Origin of the sequence: Blautia luti (assembly GCF_033096465.1) — a bacterium.
Classification (GTDB): Bacteria; Bacillota; Clostridia; order Lachnospirales; family Lachnospiraceae; genus Blautia_A; species Blautia_A luti.
This window is the reverse complement of sequence record NZ_AP028156.1, coordinates 2,923,910-2,939,788: the sequence shown is the minus strand read 5'-3', so window position 1 is coordinate 2,939,788 and position 15,879 is coordinate 2,923,910. Positions and strand designations below refer to the sequence as shown.

At 43.9% G+C, this 15,879-nt stretch carries 13 protein-coding genes and 1 other annotated feature; of the genes, 11 read left to right on the top strand and 2 right to left on the bottom strand.

The features are described from left to right. The first annotated feature begins 98 nt into the window (after positions 1-98). The 9 genes from R8695_RS13590 to hcp all read left to right on the top strand — a co-directional run bounded on the left by R8695_RS13590 (position 99) and on the right by hcp (position 10,160). Complete coding sequence (locus tag R8695_RS13590) at positions 99-1,076, top strand: ABC transporter permease (protein WP_118511030.1); 978 nt, start codon at positions 99-101, stop codon at positions 1,074-1,076. Positions 1,077-1,096: 20 nt separating this feature from the next. After that, on the top strand, positions 1,097-2,608 hold the full coding sequence (locus R8695_RS13585; protein ID WP_154779646.1) for a sugar ABC transporter ATP-binding protein: 1,512 nt from the start codon (positions 1,097-1,099) through the stop codon (positions 2,606-2,608). Positions 2,609-2,619: 11 nt separating this feature from the next. Next, entirely contained in the window at positions 2,620-3,600 is a 981-nt protein-coding gene (locus tag R8695_RS13580; RefSeq protein ID WP_118511026.1) for an ABC transporter permease, read from the top strand. 183 nt (positions 3,601-3,783) lie between these two features. After that, positions 3,784-4,899, top strand: coding sequence for a substrate-binding domain-containing protein (locus tag R8695_RS13575; protein ID WP_118511024.1), 1,116 nt, complete (start codon positions 3,784-3,786; stop codon positions 4,897-4,899). Positions 4,900-5,062: 163 nt separating this feature from the next. After that, positions 5,063-5,449, top strand: coding sequence for a hypothetical protein (locus R8695_RS13570; protein ID WP_154779647.1), 387 nt, complete (start codon positions 5,063-5,065; stop codon positions 5,447-5,449). A gap of 134 nt (positions 5,450-5,583) precedes the next feature. Next, entirely contained in the window at positions 5,584-6,984 is a 1,401-nt protein-coding gene (gene rhaB, locus R8695_RS13565; protein WP_118511020.1) for a rhamnulokinase, read from the top strand. A 213-nt stretch (positions 6,985-7,197) separates the two neighbouring features. After that, positions 7,198-7,587, top strand: a complete 390-nt coding sequence (locus R8695_RS13560; protein WP_243139446.1) for a helix-turn-helix domain-containing protein — start codon at positions 7,198-7,200, stop codon at positions 7,585-7,587. Between the two features lie 314 nt (positions 7,588-7,901). After that, positions 7,902-8,516, top strand: a complete 615-nt coding sequence (locus R8695_RS13555) for an ATP-binding protein (protein WP_118511016.1) — start codon at positions 7,902-7,904, stop codon at positions 8,514-8,516. A gap of 51 nt (positions 8,517-8,567) precedes the next feature. Continuing rightward, positions 8,568-10,160: a hydroxylamine reductase gene (hcp, locus tag R8695_RS13550; RefSeq protein WP_205730790.1), complete on the top strand. Its 1,593-nt coding sequence runs from the start codon at positions 8,568-8,570 to the stop codon at positions 10,158-10,160. A 57-nt stretch (positions 10,161-10,217) separates the two neighbouring features. Here the strand turns inward: hcp and ilvN are convergent, their stop codons facing one another. Then, complete coding sequence (gene ilvN / locus R8695_RS13545) at positions 10,218-10,727, bottom strand: acetolactate synthase small subunit (protein ID WP_022381366.1); 510 nt, start codon at positions 10,725-10,727, stop codon at positions 10,218-10,220. Positions 10,728-10,745: 18 nt separating this feature from the next. Beyond that, positions 10,746-12,464: a biosynthetic-type acetolactate synthase large subunit gene (gene ilvB, locus R8695_RS13540; protein ID WP_118511014.1), complete on the bottom strand. Its 1,719-nt coding sequence runs from the start codon at positions 12,462-12,464 to the stop codon at positions 10,746-10,748. Positions 12,465-12,574: 110 nt separating this feature from the next. Continuing rightward, positions 12,575-12,819 (bottom strand) — a binding site (T-box leader). Between the two features lie 905 nt (positions 12,820-13,724). Between ilvB and R8695_RS13535 the strand changes: the two genes are divergently transcribed. Both R8695_RS13535 and R8695_RS13530 read left to right on the top strand, forming a co-directional pair. After that, positions 13,725-14,381: a ribonuclease H1 domain-containing protein gene (locus tag R8695_RS13535; protein WP_118511012.1), complete on the top strand. Its 657-nt coding sequence runs from the start codon at positions 13,725-13,727 to the stop codon at positions 14,379-14,381. Positions 14,382-14,547: 166 nt separating this feature from the next. Beyond that, the gene (locus R8695_RS13530) at positions 14,548-15,741 is read left to right on the top strand and encodes an MFS transporter (protein ID WP_118511010.1); all 1,194 of its coding nucleotides are present in this window, start codon (positions 14,548-14,550) and stop codon (positions 15,739-15,741) included. Positions 15,742-15,879 lie beyond the last annotated feature (138 nt).

Sequence of the window (15,879 nt, the reverse complement as noted above, 5' to 3'; positions counted from 1 at the left end):
CCTTTTTTTGGAAGATATTTCATTACAATTATCCGGCAGGTAAGGTAAGATATAGAAAACAAAGAGAAATACGAAAAAACGTAAGGAGGGTGAAAAACTTGGAAAAGTTGAAACAAAATCCAATCGTGAAAAAGCTCGGCCTGAACAGAATCCTGCTTGTCTGTATTCTGATTCTGATGTTCGTGGTTTTTAAAGTAGTTCTGGGAAGCAAGTTCCCGGTGAGCGACAGTATTAAATCTACTTTGAACTATGTATATTTCTTGGGCTTTCTGTCACTTGGAGTAACATTTGTAATTGCCACTGGAGGAATCGATTTCTCCATCGGACCTGTAATGTTCTGTTGTGCACTGATCTCAGGTTACTGCATGAATTCTTATCATGTACCATGTGTGGCTGCCATGGTGATCTGTGTACTGATCGGACTTGCATTTGGTATCTTTAACGGATTTATGGTGTCATATATGTCAGTACCGGCATTTATCATTTCCATGGCATCCATGAACATTGCCAAAGGTATTGCATCCGTATTTACCAAAACTCAGTCAGTAAGCTGGCCGCAGAGCAGTGATCCTGTAAACGGCTGGTTCAGAAATATCATTTCCTACAATGGATTCCCGGTAGGACTTGTGATCTTCCTCATTGCTGCAGTGATCTGCGGAATCATTCTTTATAACACCAAACCGGGACGTTATATCCTTTGCCTTGGTTCTAACAGCGAAGCAGTAAGACTCAGCGGTGTTAATACAAGAAAATGGCAGATGCTTGCATATGTGATCTGCGGTGTCTTAGTTGGAATCGGAGCACTGTTCTTCGTAGGTGCTTATACAACGGTTCAGCCTGGATACGGCGATCAGTATAACAATGAAGCAATTGCAGGTTGTGTAATGGGTGGTACTTCCATGGTTGGCGGACTTGCTTCCATCGGTGGTACAGTGATCGGTGTGTTTATCATTTCTCTTCTTCAGCAGGGTATCATGGCATTCGGCCTTGGCAAAGGACAGCAGATGATCATCACAGGACTCATTGTAATCGTAGCAGTTTATGTCGATGTTTCAGCAAGACGTAGAAAGAACTGATCGGAAGGGAGGATGTAACAATGGGTGAAGTTATTTTAACTATGAAGGACATTGATAAGTCCTTTCCTGGAGTTCATGCTCTGGATCACGTTAATTTCGAAGTAAAACGCGGCGAAGTACATGCTCTTATGGGAGAAAACGGTGCCGGAAAGTCTACATTGATGAAGGTTCTTACCGGTATTTATCAGAAAGATTCAGGTTCCATTACCTATAAAGGACAGGAAACTGAATTTCATAACACAAAAGAAGCACAGGATGCAGGTGTTGTAATCGTGCATCAGGAGCTGAACATGGTAGGTGATCTTACCGTAGCTCAGAATATTTTCATCGGACGTGAACCAAAGAAAGGTTTCCGCATCGATGATAAGAAAATGATCGAAGATTCTAAAAAGCTTTTCCAGGATTTGAACATTGAAATTGATCCAAGAGAAAAGATGAACAATCTTACAGTCGGAAAACAGCAGATGTGTGAGATCGCGAAAGCAATTTCCCATAAGGCAGAAGTTATCATCTTCGATGAACCTTCCGCAGCCCTGACTGAGAAAGAAATAGCAGATTTATTCGAGATCATCCGTGATCTCCGTAAGAAAGGTCTTGGAATCGTTTATATTTCTCACCGTATGGATGAGATTAAGGTGATCACTGACAGAGTAACCGTCATGCGAGACGGTGGTTATGTAGGAACACTGATCACAGCAGAAAGTTCAAAAGAAGATATCATCAACATGATGGTTGGACGTGTTATTTATGAAGATCCGAAGGAACACAGCATGGTTGCACCGGATGCACCGGTTGTTCTTAAAGTTGAACATCTGAACGCAGGAAAAATGGTTCAGGATGTAAGCTTTGAACTTCGTAAAGGCGAGATCCTTGGTTTCTCAGGACTGATGGGAGCCGGACGTACTGAGACAGCAAGAGCACTGTTTGGTGCTGACCCGAAACAGAGCGGAAAGATATCCATAAGGGGAAAAGACGGACAGCTTCGCGAGGTAACTATCAACAGCCCTCAGGATGCGGTTAAATATGGTATTGGTTATCTGTCAGAAGACAGAAGAAGATATGGTTGTGTTGTACAGAAATCTGTAACAGAGAATACTACGCTGGCAACCATGGAAGAATTTACCAGAGGTATCTTTATTAATAAGTCAAAAGAAAAAGAAGTTTCAGAGAAATATGTCAGGGAACTGGCAACCAAGACTCCAAGCTGCGAACAGTTGGTAGTCAATCTTTCCGGTGGTAACCAGCAGAAGGTCGTTATCGCAAAATGGCTGACACGAGACAGTGAAATCCTTATTTTCGATGAGCCGACCAGAGGTATCGACGTTGGTGCCAAGAATGAAATTTACAAGTTAATGAACAGACTGGCTGCAGAAGGTAAATCTATTATCATGATCTCTTCTGAAATGACAGAAGTTCTCCGAATGAGTGACCGTATTATCGTAATGTGTGAAGGAAGAGTAACAGGAGATATTGATATTTCAGAGGCTACTCAGGAACACATCATGAATAAGGCTACGCGGAATATCGATTAAGGAGGAAAGTCATGACTAAGAAGAAAAAAAGTATTTTAAGTGATCAGAGATTTATTGTATTACTGGTTATTATTGTACTGTTTGCAATCTTCTCCTTTAAGAGTAAAGAGTTCAGACAGTATACCACAATCCTGAGTATGTTGGATTTCTCATATTATGATCTCCTGATGGCAATCGGTGTTACATTCCCGCTTATCACAGGCGGTGTAGACCTGTCAATCGGAACTGGTATGGTATGTTACGCACTGATCGCAGGATCTCTGGTAAGAAATAATAACCTCCCGGTTGCACTTGCAATGCTGATCTGTATTGTACTTGGAGTAGTTGTAGGCGCAGCGAACGGTGTACTGATCGGTATCATGAATCTGCCACCGTTCTTAGCAACCCTTTGTACCTGTATGATCACCCGAGGCGCAGGTTCCCTGTGCAGTGCCACACCTTGGCCGGGACTTACACAGGATGGTGGATGGTTTCATTCAATTTTCAAACTGACGATCGGAACAGGAAGAAGTGCTTCCCGTTATCCAATCGGTTTCCTGTGGATGATCATTCTGGTTCTCGTGATGGAATATGTACTGAACCATACGAAATTCGGACGTTACACCATCGCGATCGGTTCCAATAAAGAAGCAGCAGCTCTTTCCGGAATCAATGTTAAATTCTATCATGTTATGGTATATGTAGTGTGCGGACTGTTCACAGGTCTTGCAGCTATTGCATATGCAGCAGTTACACCAACTGTACAGCCTGGTACAGGCGCAGGTCTTGAGATGGATGCCATCGGCGGTGTATTCGTAGGTGGTGTGGCAGCGACCGGCGGTTATGGATCAGTAGTTGGTACATTAGCAGGTATTTTCGTTATCATGCTTTTGAAGACAGGTCTTCCATATGTAGGACTTCAGGCAAACTGGCAGCAGATCATCACAGGTGTGGTTCTGATCGTCGCAGTCCTGATCGATATCATGAAAGAAAAGAAAGCAGCAACAAAATAATACAGTATTTATATTAAAAAATTCTTATGGATATGAAACAACGGAAGGCTTCCAGGGATGTTCAGTGACAGTATTGTCAAAGGCAATTTTGGGGAAGGCCAGGAACGAAAAAAGAGGAAGCTTCCGGGGTATCATTATAAAAAAAAACTATATTAATGTATATTTAAAAGGAGGAAGTTTTAAATGAAAGCAAAAAAAGTGATCGCATTAGTTATGTGTGCAGCAATGGTAGCAGGAATGTCCGCATCAAGCGTTATGGCAGCTGATATGCCGGAACAGTTCAAAGATCTGAAAGCTAATGAAGCTTATGATTTCCCGATGATGGTTAAATCTTTCCAGTCTACATACTGGGATGCAGCTCAGGAAGGTATGAAGAAAGCTGCTGATGAACTTGGTGTTACTTATAAAGCACAGGGACCAAACAGTGAATCTGATATCGCTGACCAGGTTAATATGATCAACACAGCAATCGCTTCTAATCCGGCTGGTTTAGGACTTGCTGCATGCGATACATCTTCTGTTCTCGATGCACTTCAGGAGTGCGCAGACAAAGGAATCCCGGTAGTAACATTCGATACAGGTGTTGCTGATGCTCCGGAAGGATCTGTAGTTTGTGAAGTTTGTACAGATAACACACAGGCTGGTTCTGTAGCTGCTGAAAACATGTACAATGCGATTAAAGATGTTGTAGCTAATGCAGAAGGACAGGTTATCATCGGTGAAGTTAACCAGGATGCTACAGCTCAGAATATCCAGCAGCGTGGCGGCGGATTTATTGACAAAATGATCGAACTGCTTCAGGCTGACGGAAAAACAGTTGCAGTTAAAGGTAATGAGTTCTATGTAAACGCAGCTAAAGGTGCAGATGCAGAAGAAGCAGACGCAGACGTTGTTATCCAGGTAGCTGTTCCGGCACAGACAACTGTAGAGCTTTGCTCAACAGAGGCTCAGGCAATCCTTTCTCAGGAAAACTGCATCGCTATCTTTGGTTCCAACCAGACAGCAGCAGAAGGTGTTCTTGCAGCTAACGCTAACCTGAATGTTCTTGGATCTGACCCGGCTAACGGTGATGTTGTTGGTGTTGGTTTTGATGCTGGTTCTATCATCAAAGCAGCAGTTCAGGACGGAACATTCTTAGGTGCTGTTACACAGTCTCCTCTGATGATGGGCTACTATGCAATCTACGCTCTGACAGCAGCAGCTAACGGACAGGAACTTGAAGATGTTCCTACAGATGGTTACTGGTATGATTCTACAAACATGGACGACGAAGAGATCGCTCCGAACCTTTATGACTAATCCATACGGAAATTCATAATTGAGTACTAATTAAAAAGACGCCGCACTGCCATATGGGTGGTGCGGCGTTAATTTTTCACAAAGTAATTACTGAACTTGCACAGTGCCTGTCAGATACGTATAATTAGGAGTAATAAAAAAGACAATATGGGAGAGATAGACAATGAAAGTGACAGAAGAATTACTGGAAGAAATGAAATATAAGGATGAGAATTTCTCTGACGGACTGATCCTTCCGGACGGGGATTATCACAGAATCACCAAAGGACACCTTCATGGTCTTATGGCACTGTTTCCTGAGACAGAAGATGAGATCTGGAAAATGATCCCGGAGGATGATTCCCCTCTGTTCTGGCTGATCGAGAAGACCGGCTGTGTCCTGACTGATTATAATAATTCTATTGGAATGAAAATGACGCCTGCCCAGAAACAGGTATTTGATGCCATGCGCAGACACGGTTTTCTAACAGATGATTACTATGATCTTACGAAACAGAGAGAGAAAGTAAAAAAAGAACGAGAAGAAAAAGAGCAGGCTCAGAAATCATGATGACCACCAGATTTTGCAAATAAGGACCTTTTTTGGACAAACAAGGTTCTTACCCGAAAGAACTCTGTGGGGTAAAATAAAGGCATCAGATATGAAGAGCGTAATTAAAATTCATATATTGAGGAGGATTTACAATGGCAGCATATTATTTGGCAGTAGATATCGGAGCATCCAGCGGACGCCACATTCTTGGACATATGGAAAACGGAAAAATGGTTCTGGAAGAGATTTACCGTTTCGAAAACGGAATGGTAAAGAAGGACGGAGAGCTTTGCTGGGAATTTGACCGCCTTTTCAAAGAGGTTGTAAACGGTCTGAAGAAATGCAAAGAGATCGGTAAGATCCCGGTAAGCATGGGCGTAGATACCTGGGGCGTAGACTTCGTACTTCTGGATAAGAATGATCAGGTTCTTGGAAATACAGTTGGATATCGTGATCATCGTACAGATGGCATGGATGAAGAAGTTTATAAGATTATTTCTCTGAAAGATCTCTATGCGAGAACCGGTATCCAGAAAGCAATTTTTAACACCGTTTATCAGCTGATGGCAGTGAAGAAGAAACATCCGGAATATCTGGAACAGGCAGAAACACTTCTCCATGTACCGGATTACTTCCATTTCCTGCTTACAGGGGAAAAAACCTGTGAATATACGGAAGCAACTACAGGACAGCTTGTATGCCCGACTACTAAGGACTGGGATTATGAACTGATTGATATGCTTGGATATCCGAAGAAGATATTCCAGAAACTGATCATGCCTGGTACAAGCATCGGACATCTGACAGAAGAGATTAAAGCGGAAGTAGGCTTTGATCTGGAAGTGGTAGCACCTGCTACACATGATACAGGCTCTGCTGTACTGGCAGTTCCTGCAAATGACGACGATTTTATCTATATCAGTTCCGGTACATGGTCACTGATGGGAATTGAGAGAAAAGAAGCAGACTGCTCTGAGAAGAGCTGTGAGATGAACTTCACAAATGAAGGCGGTTATGCAGGACGTTTTCGCTATCTGAAGAACATCATGGGATTGTGGATGATCCAGTCTGTACGTCATGAATTCAATGACGCGTACAGTTTCGCACAGATCTGCGAGATGGCAGAGGAAGCGAAGGATTTCCCGTCAAGAGTAGATGCCAATGATGAATGTTTCCTTTCCCCTGACAATATGACAGAGGAAGTAAAAGATTACTGCCGCAGAACAGGACAGCAGGTTCCGGAAACACTGGGAGAGATCGCAACAGTGATCTATACCAGCCTTGCAGAATGCTATGCAAAGACTGCGAAAGAACTGGAAGAGATGACAGGCAGAACTTACAGCCGTATCCACATCGTAGGTGGAGGTTCCAATGCAGGATACCTCAATGAGCTGACTGCAAAGGCAACCAAGAAAGAAATCCATGCAGGTCCTGGCGAAGCAACTGCGATCGGTAACATTACCGCACAAATGCTGAAAGCAGAAGAATTTAAGACCATCGAAGAGGCCCGTACAACCATCCACGAGTCCTTTGGAATTAAGATTTACAAATAATAAAGTTTCATAAGTAATAAACAGCAATAAACATTAACTGGGAGGTTTTAGACTATGTTAGTAAACACAAAAGAAATGGCTAAACTGTACTAATTATTCAATGTGATCTAATTATTATGATGAATTCCTTTAAGTAAAGACAGAGGGCGGAAAGGCGTAAGCTTATCCGCCCTCTGTTGTTTTAGGTTGCAAGGAGAACAAATTTTCGATATAATGATCACAGATTCCGTACAGTATGTGGAGATGTGCGTCCCCAATCAGTACGAAAACATGATCTCCATGACAACCCTGGATTATATTGAACAGAAATACAGGACAGCCACCCTGACAGAGCTGTGTGAGAAGCTTCATTTGTCCATGCATGTATTAAGCAAAATGATCAAGAAGAGCACAGGATTTAATTTCAAAGAACTGCTTCAGAGGAAGCGCCTGAATAAGTCTGTGGAATTAATGTGCGATACAGATCTTCCCATCAGTGACATTATTGCAGCAGTCGGATACGAGAATAACAGTTATTTTCACAGGGTATTCAAAGAAAGGTATCATATGACTCCGCGGGTATTCAGAGAGAAAAACAAACAGAGGACGCAGGTACGTCTGTAATCGGTGTTTGCTTTTTCTCAGAAATATTCCTGCAGGTAGGTCAGGATCCCTGTTTCTTTCGCGTCTGATAAGAATACAGATATCGGACTGGTACAGTTCGCCATGAAAAAAATCTCAGAACTTTTCAATACCAGGAAGCAGACCTCCGGGGAAGAGAAAGGTTTTGAGATTTTTTATTGCAAAATAATTTCAAAAAAAGCAGAAATGTTGTTTTTACAACATACACAGGAACAAATATCCGATATACTTTGCCATTTAATCAAGAGAACACAGACATTCATCATAGAAACAAGTCATTTAAAGGAGAAAAGATCATGATAAGACAGATCATACACATCGATGAAGAACGGTGCAACGGATGCGGTTTATGTGCCGGCGCCTGTCAGGAGGGAGCCATTGGTATAGTAGATGGAAAAGCAAAGCTGCTGCGGGATGACTACTGTGACGGGTTAGGAAACTGTCTTCCGGTATGCCCCACAAATGCAATCTCATTTATACAGAGAGAAGCAGCAGCTTTTGATGAGGCAGCAGTAGAAGCAAATATGAAAGCAAATGCAGAATCAGAACTGAGGCAGTGGCCGGTACAGATCAAATTAGTACCAGTCAACGCGCCATATTTCGATGGAGCTCATCTTCTGATTGCAGCAGACTGCACCGCATACGCCTACGCAAACTTCCATCAGGAATTTATCCGCAACCGCATCACCCTGATCGGATGCCCGAAACTGGATGAAGGCGACTACAGCGAGAAACTGACCGAGATCATCCACCAGAACGATATCAAGAGCGTGACTATCGTACGAATGGAAGTTCCATGCTGCGGCGGCCTTGCCAGAGCAGCAGAAACAGCTCTGAAAAACAGTGGAAAATTCATTCCATGGCAGGTAAAAATCATCTCCACAGATGGCCACATTGTGGATAACATGTAAAAAATCAACAGAAACTAATAAAAGTACAGACAATATAAAGGAGAAAAAAGAATGGATAAACAGATGTTTTGTTTTCAGTGTGAACAGACAGCAGGATGCAGCGGATGTACAGGAAAAGCCGGAGTATGCGGAAAAACAGCAGATACAGCAGCACTCCAGGATGAACTGACAGGAGCCCTCATCGGCCTGGCCCGTGCCTGCGCAAACAACGAAAGAAAAGAAACCACAGACCGTGTCGTGATAGAAGGACTCTTTACCACAGTCACTAATGTAGCTTTTGACGACGATTCCATCCGGGAAATGATCAGTAAAGTAAACGCAGAGAAAAATAAGATTGTCCCTGACTGTGCAGTCTGCGCTTCCAGATGCGGAAACACAGACAACTATGACATGAACCGTATGTGGAATGCCAATGAAGATATCCGATCCCTGAAATCCCTGATCCTTTTCGGCATCAGGGGAATGGCAGCCTATGCATACCATGCAATGGTTCTCGGTTACAAAGATCAGGAAGTAAATGATTTCTTCTATAAAGCTTTATTTGTCCTGGCAGAAGACTGGGGAATGGAAGAACTTCTCCCTGTAGTCATGGAGGTTGGAAAAGTAAACTTAAGCTGCATGGCACTTCTTGATAAAGCGAACACCGAAACATTCGGCAACCCGACACCGGTAACGGTACCTCTCAAAGTAGAAAAAGGCCCATTTATCGTAGTAACAGGACATGACCTCTATGACCTGAAGCTTCTCCTTCAGCAGACAGAAGGTAAAGGAATCAACATTTACACACACGGCGAAATGCTCCCTGCACACGCATACCCGGAATTGAAGAAATACCTGCATCTTAAAGGAAACTTCGGCACTGCATGGCAGAACCAGCAGAAAGAATTTGACAACATTCCTGCCCCGATCCTCTACACGACCAACTGCCTCATGCCGCCGAAAGCAAGCTATAAAGACCGTGTATTTACCACAGAAATGGTATCCTTCCCGGAAGTCATCCACATTGACGATGAGAAAGATTTCACTCCGGTGATCGAGAAATCCCTGGAACTCGGCGGTTACCCGGAAGACACTCAGTTCACAGGAATCAACGGCGGAACCGAAGTGATGACAGGCTTTGCACACGGAACTGTACTTGGTGTAGCAGACAAAGTGATCGAAGCAGTTAAATCCGGTGACATCCGTCACTTCTTCCTGGTAGGCGGATGCGATGGTGTACGCAAAGGCAGAAACTACTACACGGACTTCGTAAAACAGACCCCGGATGACACCATCATCCTCACTCTTGCCTGTGGAAAATACCGCTTCAATGACCTTGACCTGGGAACCATCGGTGGTCTCCCGAGGATTATGGACATGGGCCAGTGTAACGACGCCTACAGTGCCATCAAAGTAGCTGTAGCCCTGGCAGAAGCATTTAACTGCAGCGTAAACGAACTGCCATTAAGCATGATCCTTTCCTGGTACGAGCAGAAAGCAGTCTGCATCCTCCTTACGCTACTCCACCTGGGGATCAAAGACATCCGCTTAGGCCCGACACTCCCGGCATTCATCTCCCCGAATGTCCTGAACTACCTGGCTGAGAACTACAATATCGCTCCTGTAGCTACACCGGAGGAAGACCTGAAAACAATTCTGGGATAAATCAAAAAAACGACGTAGATCTGGAACTGGGATTCCGATTTACGTCGTTTTTTTGTATTATCTTTCCATCATACTGATAGATTCAATTCCAACGCTGCCTCCGCGGACAACTTCGATTCTGTGGAATTCTTCTTTGATCAGTTTCACAACTGCATCGTTCTTGGTTGCAGTCTGGACAAATTCAAGAAGCAAGCTGTCTTTACCATAGTCGATGACTTTCGCTTTGAAAGTTTCTGCAATCTGGAAGAGTTCTACCTTGTCCTCCTTGGAGCAGTTGAAAACTTTGATATACAGGATTTCTTTCATACGGACAAATACATCTGTAAAGTCGATGACTTTGATGACTTCGATCATACGGTTTAACTGTTTCTTGATCTGCTCGAATGTTTCGTCATCGCTGACTGTGGCGATAGTCATTCGGGAGACTGTCGGGTCTTCTGTGGTTCCTACAGTGAGACTGTCAAGGTTGTAGCTTTTTCCGGAAAAGAGTCCGGAAATTTTTGATAGAACACCTACCTGGTTCTCAACATAGAGAGAAATCCATCTTTTTTTCATTCCTTTATCCATAACGATCTAACCTCCTGCTTAACAATCCATGATCATATCTTCCAGAGTTCCGCCCGGTTTGATCATCGGGTAGACCATTTCTTCTGGGTCAATGATAAATTCGATTACTGTAGGTGCTTTTGTATTTTTCTTTGCTTCTTTGAAGGCGGCTGCGATTTCTTCTTTCTTTGTAACGCGGATTCCCTTTGCGCGATAGCTTTCTGCAAGTTTGATGAAATCCGGTGTGTACTGTGGATATTCCATGCCTTCTGTGCGGCGGGAAAGTGCTCCGGCGCGCAGGTTGGTCATGGCGTAGCGTTTACCGTAGAAGAGTTTCTGCCACTGGCGTACCATTCCAAGATATTCATTGTTAAAGATACACAGGATTACTGGAAGTTCCTCCAGAACTGCTGTTGCAAGCTCCTGGATATTCATCTGCACACCGCCGTCACCGGAGATAACGATGACAGGCCTGTCAGGATTTCCGATCTTGGCTCCGATTCCGCCTGGGAGTCCGTATCCCATAGTTCCCAGACCACCGGACATGATCATCTGTTTGCCCTCAGTCACTTCTGCGTACTGGGAAACAAGCATCTGATGCTGTCCTACGTCTGTGACGATGATGCTGTTATCGAACTGCTCATTGATCTCTTTCAGGATGTCCATTGGACTTAAAACATCGTTTGGACGCATTTTCAGCGGATGTTCTTCTTTCCATTGGCTGATCTGGCCAAGCCACTTGCCTGTAGAGCATTCCTGAACGTATTCATTCATTTTTGTGATAGCTTCTTTTGCATCTGAAACAATAGGAATATCTACCTGAATGTTTCTGGAGATAGATGCGGTGTCGATATCGATGTGTACAATCTGTGCATGAGGTGCAAATTCATGAAGTTTTCCTGTGATTCTGTCATTGAATCTGGTTCCGATAGAGAAAAGGAGATCACAGTTGCTGACTGCCATGTTTGCTGCATAGGCACCATGCATACCAAGGTTTCCGATGTAGAGCGGATGGTCTGTGGGGATAGAGCCTTTTCCCATTACGGTTGTGACAACCGGTACTTTTGTCTTTTCCACTACTTCCCGGAAAATTTCATGGGCGCGGGAGATTACTACACCGCCGCCTGCCAGGAATAAGGGACGTTTTGCTTTATTTAAAAGTTTGATGGCACGTTTGAGCTGGCCGATGTGGACATCTGTGTTTGGTTTGTATCCGCGGATGTTTACATTTTTAGGATATTCAGCGCTGCCGAGTTCTGCCATTACGTCCTTTGGAAGGTCGATAAGGACAGGTCCCGGACGGCCGGTGCGGGCAATGTAGAAGGCTTCTTTGATGATACGTCCCAGGTCTTCACGTCTGCGGACAGTAACGCCGTATTTGGTGATGCTTCTGGTGATTCCTACGATGTCTACTTCCTGAAATGCATCGTTGCCGATGAGGTGGCGGGCTACCTGGCCGGTGAAGCATACAAGAGGTACGCTGTCATAGTTGGCGGTTGCAAGTCCTGTTACAAGGTTGGTTGCTCCGGGACCGCTGGTTACCAGACATACGCCGACTTTGCCGGTGGTTCTGGCGTAGGCGTCGGCTTCGTGGACAAGGGCCTGTTCGTGACGGGGGAGGATGATTTTGACATCGTCCTGTTTGTAGAGTTCATCACTGATGTCGATGGTACAGGCTCCGGGGTAGCCGAAGAGGTATTCTACGCCTTCTTCTTTTAAGGCTTTAACTAAGAGTTTGTTGCCGGATATTTGTTTCATATGTTGGACCTCCTTTTGTTGTATGGGGACGCTCGGAAATTTATTTGTTTTCATGTGCGGTTTCGGAGTCCAGGCACTGGTTGTATAATAAAAAACGCCCTGGGCTGTTTGCCCAGGGCGAAAATATTTTCCGCGGTACCACCTGTTTTCAGAGTCTGGCTCTGCACTTCGTCAGTACTGATATACTGTGTTCCTATAACGTGGAACTGACGTTGACGCTTACTGGGCATATAAAGATTGCTGTTAGGGCCACTGCTCGAGGGCTACTTCTACACCTTGTTCATGAAAGCTCGCACCGACCGCTTTCTCTCTGGATTTCACGGAGATGTATACTCCTCCCTGTCACTGCATTTGATATTTGGCTGTTGTTTATTGGTAATTATTATACCGTTGAATTATGGCGGTTGTCAACCAGGTTTTTGGATATTTGGGTTGATTTTCCGGTGGAGTATGTGTATTTATATGTTTTTCCAGAACTGCGGTAGGTTACTGTTTTGGAAGTAAAGGCATAGTAGTAATCAGCGTAGAAAGTTTTGGAAAGTGCGGCTTTTTTGCCGTTTTTAATATTATAGCTATATAGTTTGAGCTTATATCCTTTACCGGAATATCTGGAGGAAAGGCATTTGGCGTAGTAGATCTTTCCGTTGATCAGGTCTGTACTGATGGAGGCTGAATCAATGCGTTTGGATTTTCCAGTGGTCAGATTGTAGACATAGCAGGGGAGGGGGACTAGTGCACCTGTGTTGGGAGTGAGGAGAAGGGTAGTTCCGGATTGTTTGCGGATAACGGCATTCTTTTTGACACAGGTTTTCTTTTTGGTTTTCAGGTTATAGGTCCATAAGTCGATAAGTGTACTGTTGTTGATATGATCTTTTTCATAATAGAGCAGATTTTTTTATATTTTTATTTTATCATAGATCAAATAGTAATTACCAGTATTGTATGAACAGAACACCCACCGGATTACCGGCAGGCTTACTGTTCACTCCGTGCACAGTAACACGCTGCGCGATGCACAGAATTTATGCTAATCGCATAAATTCGCGCCGTATGTCTCGGGATTTTGGCATATTTATGCCAAAACACCTCGCGGAATAGTGGCGTGTGAACAGTAATACCGGCAGGCTTCATGAAAGTGGGGATTCGGGTAAAGAATGGCTTGAAATTACAGAAAGAGAATGTTAACATCATGAGAAGAAAACAGAAGAAATAGTTATAGAAAGACATTATAGAAAAATATAACTTGAAAGGAAATCATATATGGCAAAAAAGAAAATCTATGCAGTAAGAAAAGGGCATAAAACCGGTCTGTTTGATAGCTGGGCGGAGTGTCAGAAAGCAACGGCCGGATATTCTGGTGCAGAATTTCGAGGTTTTACAGACAGAGAAGAAGCACTGGCTTTTCTGAAGATGGAAACTGAGAAGACTGTATCCATAGATAAGGACAGGGAAGCTGCCGGAGTGGTAGAAGTGCCGGAGAATATGGTGATCGCTTATGTAGACGGAAGTTTTGAGAAAAGTATCGGCAGATACGCATTCGGATGTGTGATCCTTACTCCGGACGGAGAAGAGATACGCAGATCGGGCAGTGGAAGTGACCCGGCAGGTGTTGCCATCCGAAATGTAGCAGGAGAAATGCTTGGAGCTATGAATGCTGTGAAATGGGCACAGGAAAATGGATACCCGGCAGTGGAAATCCGTTATGATTATGAAGGAGTAGAAAAATGGGTTACAGGTGTATGGCGGGCAAAAACACCGCTCACCAGCAAGTACGCGGCTCATATGCAGGCAGCAGGGAAAGAACTCCATATTTCATTCTGTAAAGTAGCAGCCCATACAGGCAATCACTACAATGAAGAAGCAGATCAGCTGGCAAAAAGTGCGCTGCTTCATACAGAGGAAGAAGTACGGATCTGAAGAAGTCAAAATAGTAGAGAAATTCCATAAAAAACAAAAGATAATGAAAGAAAAAGTAAAAAATATATGATACACTGGGATGTGTCGGTAAGTTGACAGGGAAATCAATTTATCGGCACATTATGATTCTATTTGGACTTATATATGGGAGGGAAAATCACATCAGATGAAAACAAACTATAATAGAACTGTACAGGCCTGTTTCATAGGATATGTGGTACAGGCAATCGTCAACAACTTTGTCCCGTTACTGTTTCTGACATTTCAGAGCAGTTATGGAATATCTTTGCAGAAGATCACCCTGCTGGTTACATTTAATTTCGGTATTCAGTTGTTGGTGGATCTGGCTTCCATAGGATTTGTGGACAGGATCGGGTACCGTGCATCCATGATCCTGGCTCATGGTATGGCAGCAGCCGGACTGATCCTGCTGACTGTTTTGCCGGAAACTTTCAGTGATCCATTCTGGGGACTCCTTGTGGCAGTTATGATCTATGCCATCGGCGGAGGACTTCTGGAAGTTCTGGTAAGCCCTGTTGTGGAGGCCTGCCCCACAGATAATAAAGAGAAAGCCATGAGCCTTCTTCATTCTTTTTACTGCTGGGGACATGTAGGAGTAGTACTTCTTTCCACGCTGTTTTTCAGAATTTTCGGCATTGCAAACTGGAAATATATGGCACTGACATGGTCATTGATCCCTATTTTGAATGGAATCCTTTTCACCAGAGTACCTATTGCTCCATTGCTCGACGAAGGAGAAACAGGTCTTACAATGGTGGAACTTTTTAAGAAAAAAATCTTCTGGGTTCTGATGCTGATGATGCTCTGCGCAGGAGCAAGTGAACAGGCGGTCAGCCAGTGGGCATCCACTCTGGCAGAAAAAAGCTTCGGTATCAATAAGACCATCGGAGATCTGGCCGGTCCTATGGCATTTGCCATCCTCATGGGAAGTTCCAGAGCTTTTTATGGGAAATTTGGTGACAGGATCAATCTGGAACGCTTCATGCAGTACAGCGCAGTTCTCTGCATGATCTCTTATCTGATGATCGCATTTATCCCGATTCCTGCACTTGGAATTCTGGGATGTGCAGTCTGCGGATTATCCGTAGGTATTATGTGGCCGGGAACCTTCAGTATGGCATCAGCATCCGTGAAGAGAGGCGGAACTGCATTATTTGCTCTGCTTGCCCTGGCCGGGGACGTAGGATGTTCTTCTGGTCCTACATATGTGGGAATGATTTCGGGAGCATTAAATGACAACCTGAAAATGGGAATCCTGGCAGCTTTGATCTTCCCAATTTTTATGGTAGTGGGAATCCGGCTGATCATGGGGCTTAGAAAGAATCCGGCACAGAATTAAATAAAGCATAAAAAATACCTGATATTCGGAAAAACACTCATTTCCGTTATCAGGTATTTTCTGTTTGCGGTAAAAATCCATTACTATTCACACGTCACTATCCTGCGAGGTGTTTGGGCATATATATGCCAGAATCCC

What these genes read in the sequence shown, in the direction of transcription:
- R8695_RS13560 (WP_243139446.1), top strand. Translation starts at nt 7,198, where the DNA reads ATGATCACAGATTCCGTACAGTATGTGGAGATGTGCGTCCCCAATCAG.
- rhaB (WP_118511020.1), top strand. Translation starts at nt 5,584, where the DNA reads ATGGCAGCATATTATTTGGCAGTAGATATCGGAGCATCCAGCGGACGC.
- ilvN (WP_022381366.1), bottom strand. Translation starts at nt 10,727, where the DNA reads ATGGATAAAGGAATGAAAAAAAGATGGATTTCTCTCTATGTTGAGAAC.
- R8695_RS13570 (WP_154779647.1), top strand. Translation starts at nt 5,063, where the DNA reads ATGAAAGTGACAGAAGAATTACTGGAAGAAATGAAATATAAGGATGAG.
- R8695_RS13580 (WP_118511026.1), top strand. Translation starts at nt 2,620, where the DNA reads ATGACTAAGAAGAAAAAAAGTATTTTAAGTGATCAGAGATTTATTGTA.
- R8695_RS13575 (WP_118511024.1), top strand. Translation starts at nt 3,784, where the DNA reads ATGAAAGCAAAAAAAGTGATCGCATTAGTTATGTGTGCAGCAATGGTA.
- R8695_RS13535 (WP_118511012.1), top strand. Translation starts at nt 13,725, where the DNA reads ATGGCAAAAAAGAAAATCTATGCAGTAAGAAAAGGGCATAAAACCGGT.
- R8695_RS13555 (WP_118511016.1), top strand. Translation starts at nt 7,902, where the DNA reads ATGATAAGACAGATCATACACATCGATGAAGAACGGTGCAACGGATGC.
- R8695_RS13585 (WP_154779646.1), top strand. Translation starts at nt 1,097, where the DNA reads ATGGGTGAAGTTATTTTAACTATGAAGGACATTGATAAGTCCTTTCCT.
- ilvB (WP_118511014.1), bottom strand. Translation starts at nt 12,464, where the DNA reads ATGAAACAAATATCCGGCAACAAACTCTTAGTTAAAGCCTTAAAAGAA.
- R8695_RS13530 (WP_118511010.1), top strand. Translation starts at nt 14,548, where the DNA reads ATGAAAACAAACTATAATAGAACTGTACAGGCCTGTTTCATAGGATAT.
- hcp (WP_205730790.1), top strand. Translation starts at nt 8,568, where the DNA reads ATGGATAAACAGATGTTTTGTTTTCAGTGTGAACAGACAGCAGGATGC.